This window comes from Roseibium sp. ROS1 (genome assembly GCF_054658215.1).
Map to the genome: position 1 here is coordinate 392,227 of NZ_BAAGIG010000005.1, position 21,469 is coordinate 413,695.

16 protein-coding genes are annotated in these 21,469 nt (G+C 58.7%); 12 read left to right on the plus strand and 4 right to left on the minus strand.

Features of this window, described 5'->3' with window-relative positions; genetic code table 11:
• Positions 1-69 precede the first annotated feature (69 nt).
• The gene (locus ACYQ6M_RS27945) at positions 70-1,191 is read right to left on the minus strand and encodes a response regulator (RefSeq protein ID WP_460076950.1); all 1,122 of its coding nucleotides are present in this window, start codon (positions 1,189-1,191) and stop codon (positions 70-72) included.
• A 201-nt stretch (positions 1,192-1,392) separates the two neighbouring features.
• On the opposite strand from ACYQ6M_RS27945, the gene ACYQ6M_RS27950 reads away from it, so the two are divergent.
• From ACYQ6M_RS27950 to ACYQ6M_RS28005, 12 genes are all read left to right on the plus strand, one after another.
• A complete protein-coding gene (locus ACYQ6M_RS27950; protein WP_031268848.1) occupies positions 1,393-2,373 on the plus strand; it encodes a hypothetical protein in 981 nt (326 codons plus the stop codon).
• 436 nt (positions 2,374-2,809) lie between these two features.
• Positions 2,810-3,244: a putative pterin-binding protein gene (locus ACYQ6M_RS27955; protein WP_460076952.1), complete on the plus strand. Its 435-nt coding sequence runs from the start codon at positions 2,810-2,812 to the stop codon at positions 3,242-3,244.
• Complete coding sequence (locus ACYQ6M_RS27960; RefSeq protein ID WP_460076953.1) at positions 3,241-4,581, plus strand: sensor histidine kinase; 1,341 nt, start codon at positions 3,241-3,243, stop codon at positions 4,579-4,581. Before ACYQ6M_RS27955 ends, ACYQ6M_RS27960 begins: the two co-directional genes overlap by 4 nt.
• A 155-nt stretch (positions 4,582-4,736) precedes the next feature.
• On the plus strand, positions 4,737-5,753 hold the full coding sequence (locus ACYQ6M_RS27965) for a LacI family DNA-binding transcriptional regulator (protein WP_022999577.1): 1,017 nt from the start codon (positions 4,737-4,739) through the stop codon (positions 5,751-5,753).
• Between the two features lie 114 nt (positions 5,754-5,867).
• Positions 5,868-7,328 (plus strand): FAD-binding oxidoreductase, encoded by a 1,461-nt coding sequence (locus ACYQ6M_RS27970; protein WP_460076955.1) that lies wholly within the window; start codon positions 5,868-5,870, stop codon positions 7,326-7,328.
• Entirely contained in the window at positions 7,321-8,817 is a 1,497-nt protein-coding gene (locus ACYQ6M_RS27975) for a xylulokinase (RefSeq protein ID WP_460076957.1), read from the plus strand. Before ACYQ6M_RS27970 ends, ACYQ6M_RS27975 begins: the two co-directional genes overlap by 8 nt.
• Positions 8,817-9,881 (plus strand): ABC transporter ATP-binding protein, encoded by a 1,065-nt coding sequence (locus tag ACYQ6M_RS27980; protein ID WP_460076960.1) that lies wholly within the window; start codon positions 8,817-8,819, stop codon positions 9,879-9,881. Before ACYQ6M_RS27975 ends, ACYQ6M_RS27980 begins: the two co-directional genes overlap by 1 nt.
• Before the next feature lie 47 nt (positions 9,882-9,928).
• A complete protein-coding gene (locus ACYQ6M_RS27985) occupies positions 9,929-11,257 on the plus strand; it encodes an ABC transporter substrate-binding protein (protein ID WP_077293872.1) in 1,329 nt (442 codons plus the stop codon).
• A 57-nt stretch (positions 11,258-11,314) separates the two neighbouring features.
• Positions 11,315-12,175: a carbohydrate ABC transporter permease gene (locus ACYQ6M_RS27990; protein ID WP_022999582.1), complete on the plus strand. Its 861-nt coding sequence runs from the start codon at positions 11,315-11,317 to the stop codon at positions 12,173-12,175.
• On the plus strand, positions 12,172-13,014 hold the full coding sequence (locus tag ACYQ6M_RS27995; RefSeq protein WP_022999583.1) for a carbohydrate ABC transporter permease: 843 nt from the start codon (positions 12,172-12,174) through the stop codon (positions 13,012-13,014). Before ACYQ6M_RS27990 ends, ACYQ6M_RS27995 begins: the two co-directional genes overlap by 4 nt.
• Positions 13,015-13,017: 3 nt before the next feature.
• Entirely contained in the window at positions 13,018-14,067 is a 1,050-nt protein-coding gene (locus tag ACYQ6M_RS28000; RefSeq protein WP_460076962.1) for a glycerol dehydrogenase, read from the plus strand.
• Between the two features lie 3 nt (positions 14,068-14,070).
• Positions 14,071-14,769: an SDR family NAD(P)-dependent oxidoreductase gene (locus tag ACYQ6M_RS28005; protein WP_460076964.1), complete on the plus strand. Its 699-nt coding sequence runs from the start codon at positions 14,071-14,073 to the stop codon at positions 14,767-14,769.
• Between the two features lie 115 nt (positions 14,770-14,884).
• Here the strand turns inward: ACYQ6M_RS28005 and ACYQ6M_RS28010 are convergent, their stop codons facing one another.
• The 3 genes from ACYQ6M_RS28010 to ACYQ6M_RS28020 all read right to left on the minus strand — a co-directional run.
• Positions 14,885-16,210, minus strand: a complete 1,326-nt coding sequence (locus ACYQ6M_RS28010) for an HlyD family type I secretion periplasmic adaptor subunit (protein WP_168687810.1) — start codon at positions 16,208-16,210, stop codon at positions 14,885-14,887.
• The gene (locus ACYQ6M_RS28015; RefSeq protein WP_460076966.1) at positions 16,210-17,982 is read right to left on the minus strand and encodes a type I secretion system permease/ATPase; all 1,773 of its coding nucleotides are present in this window, start codon (positions 17,980-17,982) and stop codon (positions 16,210-16,212) included. Before ACYQ6M_RS28015 ends, ACYQ6M_RS28010 begins: the two co-directional genes overlap by 1 nt.
• A 71-nt stretch (positions 17,983-18,053) precedes the next feature.
• Positions 18,054-21,469: VCBS domain-containing protein (locus ACYQ6M_RS28020; protein ID WP_460076968.1), on the minus strand; the 3,416-nt coding region annotated here is incomplete at its 5' end.

Sequence of the window (21,469 nt, forward strand, 5' to 3'; positions counted from 1 at the left end):
AGCGTGATCTTTTTGATTGTTGAAATTCACCTGCGTAACAAATTTGCCGGCATGCTCATCTTGGTGTCGTCACGTTGTTGGAAGCGCTTCAGCCTTTCCACGTTTCTCAACGTCCCCCTGCGGTTCCTTGATCGAGACAAGGCCGGTGAGAAGCAGTGCGATGAGGTCTGCCTGACGATTGGTTCCGGTCTTTTCGAAGAGATTGCGCAAATGAAAAGCGACTGTCGTCGGTGCGATTGAAAGCTCCTGCGCAATGTCTTCCTTTCGCCGCCCCTGCGCCAACGCACGGGCGACCTCCGATTCAGTCGGCGTCAGATCGAACAGGCCTGCCAGGATCTCGTCCGGCATCCTTGGCCGATGCGCGAGATCCGAAATGAATATCACCGCCTTCGCGTCATCGTTCGGCAATCCCGTACTGTCCGGGAGCGAACAGACCGTAAGCAGAAAATCACGGCGTCCGGACGGTCTTTGCACCGTCAGGCTGGCAAGGTGGTCCTGGCCCTTGCAGGCAGCCTCACAGGCATTCGCCAGCAGTTTCCTGATATCGTTGGCGAGCTGCGATGAACCGGTATGGAGTGTCCGGTCGATCACCAGCCCGTCCCTGGCCATATGTATTTCCCGAGCTGCTCTATTTGCGAAGACAACACCGGACAATGATACCAGCACGATACCGAAGGAAAGCACGTTAAGAACGCTCTCCATGCCGTTCATTCCAAGCGGTCGGTCCGGTCCGCTGCCTGCCAGGGCTAGCCGAAGCGTTTCCAGTTCGTTTTTTTGCCTGTCATCGATCCGGCTGACCTGGCGCAAGCGAGCCTCGATTGTCGCCAGTAACAGGTCATAGTCTATCGGTTTGACCAGATAATCGTCCGCACCCGCGCGCTTGCCATGAATGATCTCGTCGCGCTGGTTTAGAGCCGTCAGGAAAACGAAAGGAACATCTGCGAGATGCGTGTGCCTGCCTCTGACGGTTTCGAGCAAGCCGTAACCGTCGAGCCGGGGCATGGAGATATCGCACAAGATGAGATGCGGGCGGATCATTTCCAGCACGTCCAGCGCTTCACGGCCATCAGCTGCACCGACCGCGTCATAGCCTGCAGCGGAAAGTTCATCGATGATGTCCTGGCGAAGATGGCACTGGTCCTCAACACAGAGAACCGTCAGTTTCGAACGGGATTTGGGCATCGATTGCATCAACTGCTCTTTGAACCAGACCACGTTGAAATCTGACCATGATGATCCCGATCATCGGTTCCATGGATGGCGGCGTCAATGGGCGGTCTTTCTTGACGCGATTTCATTCTCCTGTCCCCGTTCAAACGCAGGGGGACAGCATTCACGTTCGACAATATTCTCCCGCCATATTGCAACAGAGCGTTCAAGGAGACGCCAAATATGTGGGATTTTTCTATTGGCCGTGCGTTAGGCCTGATGTTTCAGACACTGCCTTTCATCATCTTGCGCATGGCGGTCTATTTCGGAGCTGCCGTTGCCTACATTCTTGCAACGGGTGTCGGTGCCGGGGTCGGCTGGGGCATCGGCGGGTTCGGCGATGCCGATTTCCAGGCAACGACCACCACCTGGGGCGGCGTCATCGGGTTCGGTGCGGTCGCCGTTGTGATGTATCTGCTGAGAGAATACGTTCTGTATGTCGTAAAGGCCGGGCACATTGCCGTTCTGGTCAAGCTGCTCGACGGCAAGGAGATGCCGGGCGGGCGGTCTCAGATTTCCTACGCCCGCGAAGAAGTCTCTCAAAGATTTATGCAGGCCAGCGTGCTTTTCGGCGTCGACCAGCTGATAAAGGGTGTGCTGCGCGCAATCACGGGCCTGGTGCGGGGCGTCTTCACGCTTCTGCCGATCCCCGGTGCACGGCAACTGATCTCGATTGCCGAGGCCTTCCTGCGCATTGCGGTCGGTTTCATCGACGAGGTTATCCTCGCCTATACGATCCGCACAAACTCGGACAACGTGTGGGCTTCGTCCCGGAGCGGGCTGGTGCTTTACGCCCAGAATTACAAACCGATGCTCAAGAATGCCGCCTGGCTCACTCTTATCGTCTACGGCCTGTCGTTTCTTGTCTTCCTCGTCATGTTGGCTCCGGCCGCCCTGGTCGCATATCTCGTTCCAGGCAGCTGGTCTGCGGGCGGCATCGTGTTTGCAATTTTGTTCGCGTGGTCCGTCAAATCCGCCTTGCTGGAGCCTTTTGCAGTCACCTGCATCATGGAGGTCTACTTCCGGACGATCGAAGGGCAACAGCCTGATCCGGCCTGGGAAGCCAAGCTCGAACAGCTTTCGACGAAATTTTCCAGTCTGAAGGAAAAGGCAGCGTCCTATCAGCCTCCCCGGATCAACGATCCTGTCAAGGCGGCTGGCTGATCATCACGCACTCAGTCAGGACTACCTTGTCCTGTCTGCACCGGCATCCGGCATCCGGCAAATCAGCGCCCTGTTTCTTGTTGTTCGCGTCGCGGGAACTCGGGACAGGGCGAAATACGCAATTTTCGGCGTGCGCAACATCGGAGGTCTGGCATCGGTTGAATATTTGCAACATCGACAACCGGTGCCATAATGATTTTTTTGACCTTTGCGGACCCGATCATTGATTGAAGCATCTGAAAAACAAGCGTTACCGGCAACGAGACGAAAAGACATGGCAGTGGCGTTGTGCCGGTGTTGCAGTCACCTTCGCTGCTCCTTCAGGTTCACCAATCTGCTTTCTTCCCTCAAACCGTCAAAGGCATTTGCAGGGACAATGCTCATGCTGATCGGGGTCGGTTTATCCGTTGCGACAGCTCGATCGGAAAACATGTCATTGACCGCCCCAGCAGGCGAAGTCCGGCTGACAGTCACCGGCAATATCCGCAAGACAAACTCAGAGGCCGCCGCGCTTCTTGACGATGCAATGCTGGAAGCACTGCCCCGTCACACACTCGAGACCTCAACCGTCGTCACGGATGGCGTAAAACGCTTCGACGGCTTCCTGATGCGCGACCTGCTTGAATTCGTCGGCGCCGACGGCACAACGGTTACCGCCAGTGCGCTCAACGATTATACCATCGACATCCCGATGGAAGACTTCGTGCGGTACGATGTTCTTGTCGCAACCCATATGGATGGCGAACGGCTACAACCCTCGGACAAGGGCCCTTTCTGGATCGTTTATCCCCGGGACGGCCATTCCGACCTTCAGGACATCCGTTACGACTATCGCTGGGTGTGGCAGTTGATCCAACTGAAGATCAAATGACGCGCAGAAGCGATCTTGTCGCCTATATCGTCGCAGGCACTGCATCCGTTGCCTTCGTCTTGCTGCTCGTTTTTTCCCTCGCACGGCTTCTCGATACCGAAGCGGAATTGCGGCGCAACGAGGGGGACAACATGCTGTGGGCGATCTCACGAACGCAGTCCGCGGCGCTCCTGCTGGATGCCGAGGTCTCCCGTCATGTCGGCACCATCTCCCGTAAGCCGGCTGAACTGGACAAGCGTTACAACGTGATGCTTAGCCGCCTGAACCTGTTATCGGAGGGGCCTCAACGACGCTACATGCGAGAGCTTGGCCTGGACGGAAAGCTGGAAAAGGTGGCTGGGGCGCTACGAGCGCTTGAGGCCAAAATCCTGGACATGTCATATGGCGACGTCCAGACGGGTTCTGCCGTGCACGACCTTCTCCAGCCCTTGATTGAGGATCTCGGCCGCGCCGGAAACCAGTCCATGGTCCGGCAATGGGAGGCAACGGGTGCGCGGCTCGACAATCAACGTGCCGCAATCGTGCAGGTCATCATTTCCATCGTGGCGATCATTGTTCTCGGCGCCTTTCTGTCCTTCACGATGTTGCGGGCGATGGCCGAACAGCAACGCATCCGGCTGTCGCTTTTGCGTGAACGCGAAACCGCCGAGATCTATCGCAGTTTCGTTGCCCTGGTTTCTCACCAGTTTCGAACGCCGCTCGCCGTCATCGATTCCGCGATGCAGCGCGTCTTGCGGAGCGGGAACCAGATGCCAACTGAAGAAATCAGGCAACGGGCAAGCCAGGTGCGCTCCGAGGTCCGGGGCCTGACAAGCCTGCTGGAAGCGACGCTGGATGTCGTTCGGCTCGAAGAAAGACAGCTGACGGCCAGACCCGGAAACTGCCATGTCGAGGATCTCATTCAACGGGTTGTCGCCCGTCAGAGTGAAGAGACACCGGAGCGGGCTTTTTCCCTGGAAATTGGCAACAAGGTTCCCCAAACGATCGAGACGGACCGGTTGCTGGCGGAACAGATCCTCAACAATCTTCTATCGAATGCGGTGAAGTATTCGCCGATTACCGAGCCAGTTTCAGTGAGTGTCCGGGCGCAGAACAGGTCCATTTTCATCTCCGTGCACGATCTGGGTGTTGGTATTCCGCCGGAGGAGCAGGAGCGCGTGTTCAGCCGCTTCTTTCGCGGTCAGGGCACGGCGGGAATTCCCGGCACGGGTATCGGGCTGAACATCTCTTCCCAGGTTGCAAGGTTGCTCGGGGGAGAGTTGTCTTTTGAAAGTCAGGCGGGAATAGGATCGGCCTTTACTTTGAAACTGCCGGAGAAATGGCCGGGTGTGCAATAGATGGCGTTCTTGTCACCAAAACTGCTATGAGACTGGATTCACGGCTTTTGTTCGCATGTGAAGCGCGAACATTGATCTGAGCACAAACCTACTTGCGCAAATTTTGCGAAATCAGGGTCTGAGCTCGCGATCCATCAGTTTCCAGGGGAGGGGAAATGAAGCGCAAAAAACCACTTGTAACCCTGCGCGATGTGGCAGAGGCAACCGGTGTCAACGTGTCGACAGTTTCGCGCGTGCTTCAGAACAAGGGACGTGTTTCCCAAAAGACCAGAACCCATATTCTGGAAACAGCCGAACGTCTCGGTTACCACGGCAACCCGGTTGCGAGAGCCCTGAAAACCGCAAAATCCTCGACACTTTTGATGGTAGTTCCCCAGATCGAAAACCCGATCTTTGCGTCGGCGATTGTGGGAGCCGAAATCGAGGCACGCGAGAAAGGTTTTGCCCTTCTGGTCTCCTATGACAAGGGGGATGGGCGCGAGATCATCACGGACATTTCTCGATCAAGCATCATCGAGGGTGTCATCATCGCGAGTTTCGATGAGGATGACCGGTTGCGACAGATGCTGAACAGCACGGGATTGCCGCATGTGATCCTCAACCGACATCTGGCCGGTGACCGGAATTGCGTTGCGATCGATACACGCGAGGCAGCCCGCATCGGGGTTGAGCACCTCATCGCCATGGGGCATCGCCGGATCGGGCATCTGGCCGGGCGGCTCGGCCGGTTCAATGGCGACATGCGGCGCCAGGGATGGCAACAGGCTCTTGAAGCCGCCGGCCTCGACCACGGCGAGGAATTCGTTGCACAGGCAGGCTACGATCCTGCAGCCGTACCTGCGGCCGTCGACAAACTGCTGGCCTGCGGCGTGACCGCTATTCACGCCGCGACGCTGCTGACCGCAGCTGCGGCCATTGCCAGATTGCACGAACTCAAGCTCCGTGTGCCGGAAGACGTTTCCGTCGTCACGATGCATGACGACCTGCTTGCCCGGGTCGTTTATCCCCAGGTGACCACAGTGGCTTTACCCTCCCAGGAAATGGGGCGCGCGGCAGCCAGCCGGCTCATCGACCTGATCCAGGGAACTGCGCCCGACGAGGGCTCAGCGCTCGAAAGTCTCCTTCTTCCTCCAGGCGATCTCATCGTGCGCGCATCGGTCGCCTCCATCTGAAATTCAGCAAACCGGGCTTGACATCCAGACCAAAGTGCAATTGTTTGTGTTTGAGCAAACGTTTGCCCAACGCGATTTCTGACAATCCGATTGGGCATGGAGGAGGAAAAATCTTTGAGTAATCGTGATCTCGTTTCCGAGCTTTCGGAGCTGGTCGGTGCGGAAAACGTCCTGGTGGACGAAGGTTCGCGCGCCGGCTATGCACACGACCGTCTGCCTTATGCGAACTTCCGTGCAAGGGAAGGCGCCCTGGTCGGTACGCTGCCAGGCCTCGTCGTGCGCCCCGCCACAACGGAACAGGTCTCGGCAATTGTCGGGAAGGCAAGCAAGGCCGATCACCCCCTCATTCCCTATGGCAGCGGCTCCGGTGTTCTCGGCGGGATCATTCCCCTGGGCGGCGAAGTCATGCTCGACATGCAGCGCATGAACCGCATCGTGAAGATCGACCGGGACAACCATCTGGTAACGGTCGAAGCCGGCATGAACGGTGAAGTGTTCGAAGACGCACTGAACGCAGAAGGTTTTACATCCGGTCATCTGCCGCAATCGCTGACCATCTCGACGGTCGGCGGGTGGGCCGCCTGCCGCGGCGGTGGTCAGGAATCGAGCCGCTTCGGCAAAATCGAGAACATTGTCGTTGGCCTCAAGGCGGTCATGCCGGATGGGCGTGTGCTGGAAATCAGGCCGCTTCCCAAGCGGGCCTCCGGACCATCGGTTCTTGACATCATCGTCGGCAGTGAAGGCACGCTTGCCGTCATAACGGAACTGACCCTGCGCATCTGGACGCTGCCGCCCGCCGAAGAGGCGATCGTGCTGGCACTTCCTGATCGCACCGCAGCCCTCTCGCTTGCCAAGCGCATCATGCAGGCGGGGCTGCATCCACGCATCGTTCGTCTCTATGACGAAAAGGAAACCGCCTCGCGCACCGAAGGCATCAGTGCTTTTGAAACGCGCCCGGTGATGGCCAACATCGTGGTTTGCGGCGAAGAAGCCATTGTGGCTGCAGAAGCGGCACTGGTACGCGAGTTTGCAAAGAGCGTTGATGCCGTGGAAACGGAAACACGTCCCTTCGACGAATGGCGGGCAAAGCGCTACGTCTCCATTACGAAACAGTGGCTTGATAAAGGCTACTACAACGACACGCTCGAAGTCTCGGTGAACTGGAGCAAGGCTTCGTCGCTTTACGACACGATCGCAGCCCGGATTGCTGCGGAAGTCTCCAAGGACGCCCATTTCAGTGCCCACTGGTCGCATGTCTATCCGGAAGGCGTGTGCCAATACATGACCTTGCGCCTACCTCCCATGGATCAGTCTGCAGCCTTGCCGCTGCATGAAAAAATGTGGGACATCGTCAACGGTGAAACGCTCGCGCATGGCGGCTCGATCGCTCACCACCATGGAAGCGGCCTTTTCCGCGGACCCTGGATGGACGGAGAACACGGCGTTGGAATGGATATTCTGCGCTGTATCAAGGCCTCCGTTGATCCGCAAAACCTCTTCAATCCCGGCAAACTCGGCTTTCCACCGCGCGCCGGCTCCATCGATCCGTACCGGGACAGGGGTGCCAATGTCTGACGCCCTTTTGCTTGGGATCGACCTCGGAGCAGGATCGCTCAAGTCGACGGTCATCACCACGGACGGGAAGGTCGTGGCTTCGGCCTCCTGTCCGGTCGAAACACTCACACCGAAACCCGGATTCAGCGAACAGGATCCGGAAGGCTGGTGGTCGGCACTCGTCACATCCTTGCAGAAGATCTGGCAGGGCGGCCTGGAGCCGCATCGCATCGTTGCGGTTTCCGTGACGGCCGGAGCGCACACCCACGTGCTCGAAGACGAGTCAGGCAGCACATTGCGGCCCGCGATCATGTGGAATGACCAGCGTTCAGGTTCTCAGGTTGTGCGGGAAAGAGCAGCGCGCGGGGCTCAGATCCTTGACCTTTCGGGCAATCGCATCAGCCCCACCTGGACGCTGCCGCAATTGATCTGGTTGCAGGAAGAAGAGCCGGAGACACACAGCCGCATCCGCCGGCTTCGCCCGGCCAAGGATTGGCTGCGCCGTCGTCTCGACGGCAGCGATGCAACCGACATCACGGATGCCTGGGGGCTCATGCTTGCCGATGCACGTTCAGGGGGCTGGTCTTCCGAGCTCTGCGCGATGGGAGGGCTTGAAACTGAAGTTCTTCCGGAAATAGTTGCATCGACGGCGACGACGGGGACCGTGACACCAGGGGCCGCTCAGGAAACCGGTTTGCGGGAAGGCACACCGGTCATTTGCGGAACATCCGATACCAATGCGGAAACCTATGCAGCGGGCATGACGCGCAAAGGCATCGGAGCCCTGAAGCTCGCCACGGCAGGCACGGTCTCTACATTGACGGACGCTCCCCGTTTTTCCGACGATGTCATACATTACCCGCACCTGGTGTCCGATCATCACTACTCGATCCTGGGAACCAACTCGTGCGCCTCGGCCCATCGCTGGCTGCGTGACGCGCTTTTCTCGGACATGGGTTTCGAGGGCATGGATGCCAAAGCTGCCGAAGCCCCTGCAGGGTCGGAAGGTCTGCTCTTTCATCCCTACCTCAACGGCGAGCGGAGCCCCTACTGGGACCCCGACTTGCGCGCCTCTTTCGTAGGGCTGGGGTTCCAGCATGGAGCACCGCATTTCTGCCGGGCTCTCTATGAAGGCGTTGCCTATACGCTGCGCGATTGCCTTTCCGTTCTGCAACAGCGCGGCATGGGCTTCACCACCGCCCGTCTCGTTGGCGGGGGGACACGCAGCGCCTTGTGGCGGCAGATCATTGCGGATGTCACAGGACTGACGATCGAAGTTCCCGCCGAAGGCGACGCGTCCTTCGGTGCAGCGCTTATCGCGGGCATTGGTGCGGGCGTTTTCTCGGACACGGACGACGCTGCCCGCGTCATCCGCGTGGCAGAGACTTTGACGCCCAACGCCCGGGCCACGGCGACTTACGACGAAGGCTTCGTTCGGTTCCGGGAGGCAAAGGAAGCCCTCACACCGATCAACCACAAAACCGTGCGGGCAACCGGGGAGGCCAAGTAATGGCGGAAGTCAGTCTGCGCAAACTGCGCAAGACCTATGGGGCCGTGGTTGCGGTGGAAGGCGTCGACCTTGAGATCGCCAAGGGCGAACTCATCGTTCTGCTTGGCCCTTCCGGGTGCGGAAAATCGACAACCCTGCGCATGGTCGCGGGGTTGGAAACGATCAGCGCTGGGGAACTGCATATCGGTGGCCGGAACGTTACCACCCTGGAGCCCAAGGACCGTGACATCGCCATGGTGTTCCAGAACTACGCGCTTTATCCGCACAAGACCATTCGCGGCAACATGTCGTTTGGTCTCAAGATGCGCGGCATGAAAGGGGACGAGATCTCCAGGCGGGTGGACGCAGCAGCGGAAATGCTGGACATCACGCACCTGCTCAACCGCAAGCCCGGCCAGCTTTCAGGCGGACAGATGCAGCGTGTCGCGCTCGGTCGTGCCCTTGTTCGCGACCCGGCGGTGTTTCTGCTCGATGAACCACTGTCCAACCTGGATGCGAAGCTTCGCTCCAGGATGCGGGAGGAAATCGCCCTTCTTCAGCGGCGCATCGGCAAGGCAATGCTTTACGTCACGCACGATCAAACGGAGGCAATGACCCTTGCCGACCGGATCGTGATCATGCGCGACGGACATGTTCAGCAGATTGGCTCGCCGCTGGAGGTATACGACCGGCCGGCAAACGCCTTCGTCGCGGGCTTCATCGGCTCGCCCGAAATGAACCTCGTTGAAGCTGACCTCAAGAACGGTTTCCTCAGCCTGTCGGCTGATGTCTCCATTCCTGCCGGCAGCGATACCGGTGAGCGGGAGGTGATTGCCGGCATTCGGCCCGAAGCCATCACGATTTCCGACGAAGGTCCGGCGTTCGCGGTCCGGGGCATCGAACAGCTCGGCTCGCAAACGCTTTTCATCGGCGAGACAGCTGGTCATCGCCTGCGGGTCATGACCCAGCGCAGGGACGACATCAAGGTTGGTGAGAGCGTTCACCTCGCTCTTCCCGGAGCAGCAATCCACCTGTTTGACCGCGCCAGCGGTGAACGCCTCGAGATGCCGGGAGGGGCAGCTTGAACAAAAGGGTTTAGCCGCACCTGAAAGCGGTCAATTGGAGGAGAAACATGACTAAGAGCAAATTCGAGACAGGTCTCTGGACTAGACGCCAGGCCCTCAAGACCATGGGTATCGCCGGCGCCGGGCTGGCAGCCTCGTCCCTTGCGGCCCCGGCGCTCCGCGCCCAGGGTAACAAGCCCATCCGGTTTTTGAACTGCGAAACAGGCAAGGACACGCTCGCCTTTTTCTCGAAGGTGGCCAAGGAATACCAGGAAAAGACCGGCGTTGAGGTCGTCATCGATTCCGTACCGCTTGGCGAAAGCTTCACCAAGATCACCAATGGCATTCGCTCCGGAACCCCTTATGACGTGGCAAACGTCGGTTTCATCGGCCACGTGCTGCTATTGGCCGAGCAGGAACAAATCGTCCCCTTGAACGAGCTGACGGACGAATACCAGTGGGGGAACAACATCCTCTTCCCCATCGACAACAAGGTGTACTGGTACCCGTTCGACTACAACCTTGCGCTGATCTATTACCGCAAGGATCTTTATGAGACGAACGGTCTGTCCCTGCCGAACACGTGGGATGCGTTCGTCCAGAACAGCGAGGCGCTTGTCCAGGGCCGCCAGAAAGGCGCGCTGTTCCCGATCGGATCGAACGGGGCAACCAACTGGATGTCGTTTGCCTTCCTGTGGGCCGAGGGCGTCAAGCTGTTCGACGACCAATGGAACGTGATCCTGGACAACGACGAGATGAAGCCTCGGGTAGCCGCCTACCTCGACTTCATGACCAAGCTCTACGGCACGATGCCTCCAGGTGCTCTTCAGGCCAGCTATTCCGATGTCCTGTCCAACCTGGTTGGCGGTGCCGTGGCCCACGGAGCCTATGCCGGACGTGTTCTGGAAGCTGCAGAGCGGGACAACCCGACCCTGGCCGAGAACCTTGGCGTCATGCCCTACATGGATATGTCCGGAAAGCAAAAGGCGGTCAGCCACGGCTACGACGGCTGGGTGGTCCTGAAGACGGACAACACTGGTCCGGCGATGGATTTCATGCGGTGGCTTACGACCGATCGCATGGTCGACTTCCTGCACACCGCACCGGTTCACTTCCAGCCGACGCGACTTGATATCTATGAAGACCAGCGTTGGCGCGACAACGCAATGATCCAGAAATACTCTGGTGTGGTCGAGCAGATGCGAGAACTTGTGACCGACGAGTCTGTTGTGCTCACCTCCATTGATACGCAAGGTCCGGCGCCTGACGTAAGACCCGGCAAGGTGTTCGAGTCCTTCGTCATGCCTGAAATGCTGCAGAACAAGATCCTTCGCGAGATGGATTCTGCAGAGGCCGTGGATCAGGCCGCAGCCAAAATGCGTGAAGTGATCAAGTGACGAAACGGAGAGGGGAGTGGAAACTCCCCTCACTTTCACACCATCTGGAGTTCGTGAATGACTCGCTGGTTGTTGCCGGGTTTTCTCGGTATCGGGTTTCTTGCGACCCTTGTCCTGATCGTCGGGCCTGCGCTTTATGCGGTTTCGCTCAGCTTTTATGACATGCCGTCGCTTACGGCCGATCCGGTCTGGGTCGGTTTCGCAAAATACGCCAAGGTTCTTGCAAGCGCAGAGTTCTGGAACGCGCTTTGGAACGGCTTCGTCTATGCCGGGTTGGCGATTGTCCTGCAGGTGGTGCTGGGCATCGGCTTCGCGTTGCTCTTGAACCAGAATTTCATCGGCCGCTCTCTGCTGCGCGGACTGACATTCCTGCCTTATCTTCTGCCGACGGTGGTCGCAGTGCTGGTCTTCAAGTGGATGGTTGACGGCTCACTCGGCATCATCACCGTTCTAATGGATGACCTGGGCCTGCCGCCGATCTACTGGTTCGAGACCGAGACCGCGTCCATGACGTCGGTGATCCTGATTTCGGTCTGGTTGTGGACCCCGTTCGTCACCACGACCTTTCTCGCCGGGCTGCAGACAGTTCCGACCCAACTCTATGAAGCAGCGCGCGTAGACGGTGCCGGGCCAGTTCGGCGTTTCTTTCACGTGACCCTGCCGTCGCTGCGCCCGATCCTGACGGTCATCATTCTTCTGCGGGGCGTTTGGATGTTCAACAAGTTCGACGTCATCTGGCTGACGACGGGCGGCGGCCCGCTTGGTGCCACGGAACATCTGCCGGTCCTGTCCTACCGGGAGGCATTTGCCCTTTATGACATCGGCAGCGGCGCAGCGATCGCAACGCTTTCCTTCTTCGTCCTGATGGTCGCCGTTGCAATCTATTTCCGGGTGTTCCCGATGGAGGAAGGCAAATGAGTGGACAAATCCAGGCTCGCCGCGTTGCCGGCCGGGCGGGACTTTACTTCGCGGTGATCGTTCTTGCGGTCTACAGCGCCTTTCCCATCTACTGGATGGTCGTTTCTTCTCTGCGTCCCACTCAGGAAATGCTCATGAACCCGTCTCTGGTACCCCAGCGATGGACGCTTGAGTATTACACCAGCCTGTTGGCGCAGACCGACTATCCGCGGCAGTTCCTCAACAGTCTCATTGTTGCGGTGACCACCGTTGCCCTGACAATGCTTCTGTCCGTCATGATCGCCTATGGTGTCACCCGTCAGCGCATTCGCGGCAAACAGATGATCATCGCCGGCATGCTCTATGCCTACATGTTCCCGCCGCTGCTGCTGGCAATCCCGCTTTACGCAATGTTCGCGGCAATCGGCCTCAACGATACGCTGCTGTCACTGGTCATTTCCCACCTGACCATCACGATGCCGCTCGGCGTCTGGTTCCTGTGGGGGTTCTTCAAGACAATGCCCTTCGAGCTTGAGGAAGCAGCCATGGTGGACGGCTGCACGCGCCTGGGGGCTTTCCTGCGTGTTGTACTGCCGCTGTCGGTCCCCGGGCTGGTAACGGTCGCGATCTTCGCCTTTCTCCTTTCCTGGACCGACTACACCTTTGCCCTGGTCATGATCGGATCGGACGCGAACAAGACGGTGCCCCTGGGTCTGGCTTCGATGATCGGCGCCTTTGACCTGAGATGGGGAGATATCATGGCAGGCTCCACACTGATTGCCATGCCGTTGTTCATAGCATTCATCACGCTCTCTCGTTACTTCGTCCAGGGCCTGACCGCCGGTGCGGTGAAAGGATAACTCATGACAATGCGCATTCTGGGCGCTCCCCTGCGCTATGTGCAGGGACCGGGAGCCATCGACCGCCTGGCCGAGGAAATTGCCATCATTGGCGGTGGCCCTGCGGCGGTGGTCATTGATCCGGTAGCCCGCGACCTGCTTGGTGAACGCATCAGCTCCCAGCTTCCCGACGCCCGCCTCATGGAATTCGGGGGGGAATGCACCGCGGCGGAAATCACCGCCAGGGCAAGGGAAGCCGGCGATGCCCGACTTCTTGTCGGCATAGGCGGGGGCAAGGCGATCGATACCGCCAAAGGAGCTGCAATCGAGCGCGGTCTGCCGGTTGCCATCGTGCCGACCATCGCCTCCAACGACAGCCCGACCAGCCATATTGCCGTTGTCTATACGCCGGACCATGCGGTTGAGGGCGTCCGTCACATGAAGACCAACCCCTCCCTTGTCCTGGTCGACACGGCAGTCATCGCCGGAGCACCGCGTCGCTTTCTGGCGGCTGGCATCGGAGATGCGATGTCAAAGCCGTATGAGCTGGCAGGCGCTCTTGCCGGAGGTGGTCTCAACTTCTTTGCAGGCCGTCCCACGGAACTCACCCAGGCCATTGTCGCGCGTGCCCGTGACATTCTTCTTGCCGATAGCGAAGCGGCGATGTCGGCCGAAGGCCCGAATGAAGCTTTCGAGCGCGTGGTGGAGGCCACCGTGCTTCTCAGCGGTCTTGCCTTTGAAAGCGGAGGGTTGTCGATAGCCCACGCGATGGTGCGCGGCCTGTCGGTCACACCGGCGCTCTCAGGGTTGCTGCACGGGGAGATGGTCGCTCTCGGTACCTTGACACAGCTGGCAGCCGGGCAAGGGTCCAATGAGGAAATCCGCACCCTTGCAGCCTTCTTCCGACGGATAAATCTGCCCACATCCTTCGCAGAATTCGGCGTCACCGGCGCAGCGGAACTGAAGCATATTGCCGAGGTTGCGCTCACAGCCCCCTATGCACCGAACTACTACCGCAAACTCGGCGTCTCCGACCTCGTTCGCGCGATGCAACTGCTCGACGAAGGACATTGATCGATGCCGTCATCAAGAAATGTTGTGGTCACCGGCGGAGGTACAGGTATCGGTCTTGCGACAACGCAGCTTTTGACCGAACGCGGCTGGCAGGTAACGGCCGCAGGCCTGGAACGGGAGGAAGGCTTTCCGCAAGCTGCCCGGTTTGTCGAGGTTGACGTTACTGATGAGGCCGCGCTTTCTCATCTCCTTGAAGAAGAGCAAGAGCTCGGTGGTCTGGTCACCTGTGCAGGCACGATCCAGTACAGTAGGGAATGGGACGCAGCCGTATTCGAGAAGGTGATGGCGGTGAATGTCACCGGCGTGCTCAGCTCCTGTACGGCCGCGCGCGAAGCGCTTCAACGCGGCAACGGCTCCGTCGTCAACATCGCCTCCATGTGGAGCTGGTTCGGCAACCCCGTTGCGCCTGCTTACGGCACCAGCAAGGGGGCGGTCGCTGCCCTCACCCGCTCCCTTGCCGTTGCCTGGGGAGGAACCGGCATAAGGGTCAACGCGGTCGCACCGGGTTGGGTGGAAACACGCATTTCCGAAGGCGCGCGATCAGATCCGGCACGGCGTGCACGGATCGACGCCCGCATCCCGATCGGCCGTTGGGCCGCGACTGTGGAGATTGCGCGGGTCGTCGCGTTCCTTCTGTCTGAAGACGCTTCCTACGTTCATGGCGCGATCGTTCCGGTAGACGGTGGTTATCTGGCGGCCTGAGCCATGCAAGGTATTGCGTCGCTGCGGCATGCCTAAAACGCCGAAAGGCGTTGCCGGGCTCTGTCCTTCCAAACCCGGCAACGCCTTCTGATTTTAAGTTCACGCGACAGCCGCTTTAGAGTACGCGTTCTTCCCGGAACGCCCGTCCGAAGGACTGCAGCACAGGATCCAGCAGATAGCGCATCGGCGTGTGGGCTCCTGTTTGAATGAAGACTTGCGCGGGCATGCCTGGCACCAGCTCAAAACCGCCTCCGGCCTCCCGGATGTCGTCGGACGTAACCCTGACCCGCACCGTGTAGTATTGCTCTCCCGTCTGCTCGTCCGTTTCGGCGTCCGCACCAACCTGGAAGACTTCCCCTGTCAAGGGCTTCATGTGCCGCCCCATGAAGGAGGTGAGCTGAACTTTGGCGTCCATCCCGATCATCACGTTGTCGATGTCGGACGTACGAAGGCGCGTATCGAGGATGAGTTCCTCGTTCTCGGGCACGATCGTGATGATCGGTTCGCCCGGCCGCACAACACCACCGACCGTCTTGTAGTTGACCTTGAGCACCCGCCCCTCGATCGGAGAGACGATCTCTGTGCGGTTCAGGATGTCCGAAGTCGCGGAAAGCGCCTCGTCGGCTTGCGCAATCTCCGCGTTGATTTCCGACAACTCCTTGGCCACCTTTTCGCGTTCTTCGCTTAGGGCCGTCAGTTCCGCGATCTTGATTTCCTCGATCTTCTGCCGCGCACGAGCGATCGTTGATCCGATGGCATTGCGCTCCGACCACAGTTCGGCCCGCTTGCGTTGCAGAGCCAGAAGCTCGGGCTGCCGCATCAGACCTTTGTCCATCAGGACCTTTTTGCTATCCAGCTCCTTGTCAAGCAGCAGGATCTGATCATCCATGCCGTCTATCTGGGCCTTCAGGCTGCTGATCTCGGCTTCAACCTGGCCTGCCTGCACATGATAGGTCGACTGCTGCCTTCCCAGCAGCTCGCGCCGTACCTTGAATTTTGTAATCTCGTTGGCAACGAACTGCGTGTAGCTTTTGTCGGCCGACATGACCGACGGCATCTGGACCTCAAATGTTTCATCGCCACGCTCTTGCGCCAGCAGCCGGTCTCTGGTCACCACATAGCGTTGGTGCTTGCGGTAGATCGACAGATAGTTCGCCGTTGCCAATGCCTGGTCTAGAACCATGAGAAGCTGACCGTCCTTGACGACATCGCCCTCCTTCACATTGAGATGGCGTACAATTCCGCCTTCCAGATGCTGCACCACGCGCAAGCTTCCGTCCGGACTGACCTTGCCGGCAGCAATGGCGGCTGACGACAGCTCCGCGAAGCTTGCCCAAATTCCCGTGCCGAAGAAACAAACCGCGACGACCAACGAACCCATGATCCAGTGTTGCCGGATGGAGCGACGGAGGGACGACGCCGGGTTATTTTGCTCTTTCATCACTGACCTCCCTGAGTTTCGTTGGCCGGCGAAGTGCCTTTTGCTTGCGCCGGCTGGACCTTGCCAAGTTTCTGAAGGATATCGCTGACCGGGCGGATGGCGTGCTTCATGAACTCCTCGCCGGTTTGCGTCTTTTGAATCGTGCCGTCCGCAAGGGTGATGATCAGATCGACTTTCGAGAGCGCCGAGGGTCTGTGGCTTACAATGATGACCGTGCAGCCTTGTTCCCGAAGGAGCACAAGGCACTCCTGAAGCGAGGCTTCGCCATCACTGTCCAGGTTGGAATTCGGTTCATCGAGGATGATCAGCTTGGGCTTGTTGTAGATCGCCCTGGCCAGACCGACCCTTTGGGCCTGTCCGCCGGACAGACGAAGTCCGCCCGGGCCGATCAGGGTTTCATAGCCATTCGGCAGAGCGTTGATCATGTCGTGGCAACCGGCAAGGCGCGCGGCAGTCACAACCTTTTCATCGTCCGGCTCGCCCATCCGGGCGATGTTTTCCTTCACAGTGCCGTATAGCAATTCCACGGACTGCGACAGGTAGCCAATGTTCCGGCCGAGTTGCTGCGGGTCCCAATTGCGCATGGCGACACCGTCAAGACGGACCGAACCGGAACTCGGATCCATTGCGCCAATCAACAATTTGCACAAGGTGCTCTTGCCGGAGCCGGAATGGCCGACGATTGCATTCAGGGTTGCCGGCTTGATATCGATCGTGATGTTGCGCAGCAACGGCCGTTCCTGGCCTGAAACGAGCAGATTGACACCTTTGAGCTGCAGGTGCCCACTGGGTTCCGGCTGCTGGGTCCGGTCGAAGTGGAGTGGAGCTGCCAGAAAAATATCGTTCAGCCGACGATGGGACTGCATCGCACCGACGATTCCCCGCCAGGCGCCGATGGCCTGTTCGGCAGGCGCAAGCGCGCGCCCCATGATGATTGACGCTGCAATCATGCCACCCGGGGTGATTTCACCCAGCGTGGCAAAATAGGCACCGAGACCAAGGACACTTATCTGTGCCGTGAACCGGATGAACTTGGTGATCGCGGCGGTCTTCGCTGAAAATGCGGCGACGGCGAAAGTCGAATTGGCCACCAGTTCGTTGTCGTTCCGGTAGCGGGCGAGAACGCCAGGCAGCATTCCCATGCTGTAGACGCTTTCCGCGTGTTGCGTCGCGATGTCAATCGTCTGCTGTGCCCGCACGCGAGCCGCCGCAGCACCCGCCATCCGGCGGCGGGTGACCGTGTCGTTGATACCTGCGATTATCACAAGCAGCACACCGGCCGCGATGGCGACGAAGCCGAGGGCAGGGTGGATGAGAATAATGGCACCGACAAAGAAGGGCACCCAGGGCCCGTCGAAGAAAGGTAGCACGCTCGAACTGCCAACGAACTGCCGGATGGTTGCCAGGTCGTTCATTGCATGGGAGTGGGACTTGCCCGTCGACCTGGCCGTCTGGATGACGGCATGCAGCAGGTCGGCATGTACGGTTTCATCCCACCATTTCGCTATGCTGGCGAGGATGGAGCCGCGGATTGCATCAAGAACCGCAATCACAGCCAGAAAAAAAATCACGATCATCGTCAGGAAGACAAGTGTCTCGAGGTGGCCGCTCTGCATCACCCGGTCGAAGATCTGCTGCATGTAGAGGGGTGAGGCCAGAGTTCCGAGATTGACAAAGATCGAAAAGAAACCAACGGCAAGAAACCCGGCCCAGGAAGAGCGATAAACCTTGAGAGCGGGATAAACGCTTTCCCTCGCGCTGCGAACAGCCATGTAGACTCTCCAAAAAAACATAAAAAAGAAGAGAGGAGAGGGCGCGTGCGCCCTCTCCAGAAGTTTCATGATCAGACGACCAGCGGACCGTCGCCGTCTCCGTCAAATGTCGGGATAAGCATTTCAGGGATGTCGCCCGCACCGTCCGCGGTGGTCCAGTCGTCACCGCCGAAGGTATTGGTCTTGTCCGGATCCACCGACAGTTCGATATCGAACTCGGCGGAGTTGGAGACCGCGTCATTGACATCCACGACAGTCATCGTACCGGAGATGTTGGCGGTTTCGCCCTGATCCATTACCTGGGCCATAATGCGTTCCAGGTTATGGGTGAAGGTCACGCTGCCGTCGGCTTCACCGATGTTCAGAAGCCCTGCGGCTTCCAGATCGGCGATATCCAGCGTCACCTGATGGCCTGCGATGGACAGGCTGAGAGTACCCGAGATCTCATCGATCTGGAGCGTTTCCGTTTCACCATCATCAACGTCGTTGGCAGCCAGAAGCTCAAGAAGATTGAAGCTGCTTTCGTCGTTGTTGGAGTTGCTGTGAACAACAGTGAACGAACCCGTGTAGTCCTCAATTGTCGGGGCATCGTTCGTGCCGTTGATGGTGATGGTCACGTCGGTGGTGACAGTGCCGCCGTTGTTGTCGGATACGGTTACCGTATAGATTTCTTCGACGCTGTCGCCTTCGTTGAGGGCCTGAACATTGGCGTTGAACTGGTCAATGGTATAGGTCCATTCACCGGTATCCTCATCGATGCTGAATTGACCCAGTGCCCCGTCGACGACAGAGGCGGAGTAGGTCAGGACATCCCGAATATCGACGTCCATGCCGACGATCAGGCCAGTGGCAACGTCTGTACCGTCCTCCCCGACACCGGATTCCGTCACCTCGCCCAGGATATCCGCATCGGAGATCGTGGGATCGTCGTTGGTGCCGGTCACGACGACCGTCACTTCCCGCGTGTCCGTCGCTCCGCTATCGTCCGTAACGGTCAAGAGGTACTTGACTTCCAGTTGTTCGCCTTGGGCGAGGAAGTCGAGTGCCGTTGCGGCGATTGCAAAGGTCCAGGTGGCGCCTCCGTTGTTGGCGTTACCGGCCGATTGCTGCACCGTCAGTGCATTCGTGAAGGCAACCTTCTGTTCCGGCGTCAGCGCGAAACCACTGCCTGCGACTGGTTCGACAGAGGTGAACTGAGCGGTCACTTCCGGCGTGTCGGACAGGTCGAGGTCGGTGAAGAAGACCTCACCGGATGTTTCAAGCAGTGACGGGGTATTGGCTTCCTCGAGAACGCCATCGAAGACACCTTCAGAGAACACCGGTCCATCATTGGTACCGGTGATCGTGATGGTGATCTGGGTGGTGTCGGTGCCTTCCGGGAACCAGTTCCGGTCGCTGACTTTGACGTCGAACGTCAGGGTCAGCGTTTCGCCGTCCGCCAGCCAGTCGAGTGGAGCCGAGCCGTTGTAGGCATAGGTGAATTCAACATTCCCATCTTCGCCCTTCGGCACGGAGAAGATGTTGTCCAGTGCGTCTCCGCTGGTGAAGTTGAAGTTGCTGGATGCCAGAAGGCTGCTGATATCGACGCCATCCGGAAGAGCGCCTTCCGAATAGGCCGGTGAACCATCGCCTTCGACCGAGATGTAGAGCGTGTCGCCCAGATCCGGATCGTCGACCACGATGTTGCCGCTCAATTCGCCGATATTCTGCGGATTGGCGTCCAGTTCTTCGTCGACTGCGAAGTCAAGAACACTCTGCTCGACGAGGATTTCCGGCTGGTCGTTGGTGCCGATGATCGTCACGGTGATCGGACGCTCGACGAAGGAGTCCGGGTCATTCTTGTCCTGGACTGTAAGCGTGTAGTCGATCGTCAGAACATCGCCTTCGGCAAGGAAGTCGATAGCCTTGTCCTGCACCTTGTAGGAATAGGTTACCCGGCCCTGGTCGTCGAACTGGTCGAATGTCCAGAAGAGGAAATTCGTATCCTTGGCTGTCAGCGCAGCGTAGATATCGCCCGGCATTTCCAGAATTTCACCGGCACCGGAGGCCAGGGAAAGGTTCGGTTCGCTGATCTGGACTTCAAAATTGTCCGGATTGACGACCGTATCAGGATCGTTGATCTCGAAGACACCGCCGCGGGTATGGACGTAACCTTCGTCTTCCGCACCCGGCCATTCAACGATGGGCAGGAAGTTCAGCGAGAGATCGCCGCCGATCGTCGGAGCATCGTTGGTGCCCGTGATCGTGATGGTGACATCCTGATCCACGACACCGCCGTTGCCGTCATCGACCGTCACGGTGTAGACGACTTCGACCTGCTCACCTGCGGCGAGGAAGTCAAGATGCTCTTCCGCGACGCTGTAGGACCAGTTGATCGTACCGTCGTTCGCGTTGCCCGGATCAGCGGACAGCCCGAAACCGGCCTGGATATTCGCGATCTGGCCGGCGGTGAGGCCGACACCATCAAGACCTTCAACGCTCTTGACTGCGAAGGTCGCCGTTGGCGTATCGGAGAGATCCAGATCGGAGAAGTCAATCGAGCCGCTGTCGGACAGGGTTGACGGATCGCCTTCAACGATGGATCCGCTCACGTCAACTGCAGTCAGTGTCGGAACGTCGTTTGTGCCGGTGATCGTGATGGTGATCTGGGTGGTGTCGGTGCCTTCCGGGAACCAGTTCCGGTCGCTGACTTTGACGTCGAACGTCAGGGTCAGCGTTTCGCCGTCCGCCAGCCAGTCGAGTGGAGCCGAGCCGTTGTAGGCATAGGTGAATTCAACATTCCCATCTTCGCCCTTTGGAACGGAGAAGATGTTGTCCAGTGCGTCTCCGCTGGTGAAGTTGAAGTTGCTGGATGCCAGAAGGCTGCTGATATCGACACCATCCGGAAGAGCGCCTTCCGAATAGGCCGGCGAACCATCGCCTTCGACCGAGATGTAGAGCGTGTCGCCCAGATCCGGATCGTCGACCACGATGTTGCCGCTCAATTCGCCGATATTCTGCGGATTGGCGTCCAGTTCTTCGTCGACTGCGAAGTCAAGAACACTCTGCTCGACGAGGATTTCCGGCTGGTCGTTGGTGCCGATGATCGTCACGGTGATCGGACGCTCGACGAAGGAGTCCGGGTCATTCTTGTCCTGGACTGTAAGCGTGTAGTCGATCGTCAGAACATCGCCTTCGGCAAGGAAGTCGATAGCCTTGTCCTGGACCTTGTAGGAATAGGTTACCCGGCCCTGGTCGTCGAACTGGTCGAATGTCCAGAAGAGGAAATTCGTATCCTTGGCTGTCAGCGCAGCGTAGATATCGCCCGGCATTTCCAGAATTTCACCGGCACCGGAGGCCAGGGAAAGGTTCGGTTCGCTGATCTGGACTTCAAAATTGTCCGGATTGACGACCGTGTCGGGATCGTTGATCTCGAAGACACCGCCGCGGGTATGGACGTAACCTTCGTCTTCCGCACCCGGCCATTCAACGATGGGCAGGAAGTTCA

What these genes read in the sequence shown, in the direction of transcription:
- ACYQ6M_RS27945 (WP_460076950.1), bottom strand. Translation starts at nt 1,191, where the DNA reads ATGCAATCGATGCCCAAATCCCGTTCGAAACTGACGGTTCTCTGTGTT.
- ACYQ6M_RS27950 (WP_031268848.1), top strand. Translation starts at nt 1,393, where the DNA reads ATGTGGGATTTTTCTATTGGCCGTGCGTTAGGCCTGATGTTTCAGACA.
- ACYQ6M_RS27960 (WP_460076953.1), top strand. Translation starts at nt 3,241, where the DNA reads ATGACGCGCAGAAGCGATCTTGTCGCCTATATCGTCGCAGGCACTGCA.
- ACYQ6M_RS27965 (WP_022999577.1), top strand. Translation starts at nt 4,737, where the DNA reads ATGAAGCGCAAAAAACCACTTGTAACCCTGCGCGATGTGGCAGAGGCA.
- ACYQ6M_RS27975 (WP_460076957.1), top strand. Translation starts at nt 7,321, where the DNA reads ATGTCTGACGCCCTTTTGCTTGGGATCGACCTCGGAGCAGGATCGCTC.
- ACYQ6M_RS27980 (WP_460076960.1), top strand. Translation starts at nt 8,817, where the DNA reads ATGGCGGAAGTCAGTCTGCGCAAACTGCGCAAGACCTATGGGGCCGTG.
- ACYQ6M_RS27985 (WP_077293872.1), top strand. Translation starts at nt 9,929, where the DNA reads ATGACTAAGAGCAAATTCGAGACAGGTCTCTGGACTAGACGCCAGGCC.
- ACYQ6M_RS27990 (WP_022999582.1), top strand. Translation starts at nt 11,315, where the DNA reads ATGACTCGCTGGTTGTTGCCGGGTTTTCTCGGTATCGGGTTTCTTGCG.
- ACYQ6M_RS27995 (WP_022999583.1), top strand. Translation starts at nt 12,172, where the DNA reads ATGAGTGGACAAATCCAGGCTCGCCGCGTTGCCGGCCGGGCGGGACTT.
- ACYQ6M_RS28000 (WP_460076962.1), top strand. Translation starts at nt 13,018, where the DNA reads ATGACAATGCGCATTCTGGGCGCTCCCCTGCGCTATGTGCAGGGACCG.
- ACYQ6M_RS28005 (WP_460076964.1), top strand. Translation starts at nt 14,071, where the DNA reads ATGCCGTCATCAAGAAATGTTGTGGTCACCGGCGGAGGTACAGGTATC.
- ACYQ6M_RS28010 (WP_168687810.1), bottom strand. Translation starts at nt 16,210, where the DNA reads ATGAAAGAGCAAAATAACCCGGCGTCGTCCCTCCGTCGCTCCATCCGG.
- ACYQ6M_RS28015 (WP_460076966.1), bottom strand. Translation starts at nt 17,982, where the DNA reads ATGGCTGTTCGCAGCGCGAGGGAAAGCGTTTATCCCGCTCTCAAGGTT.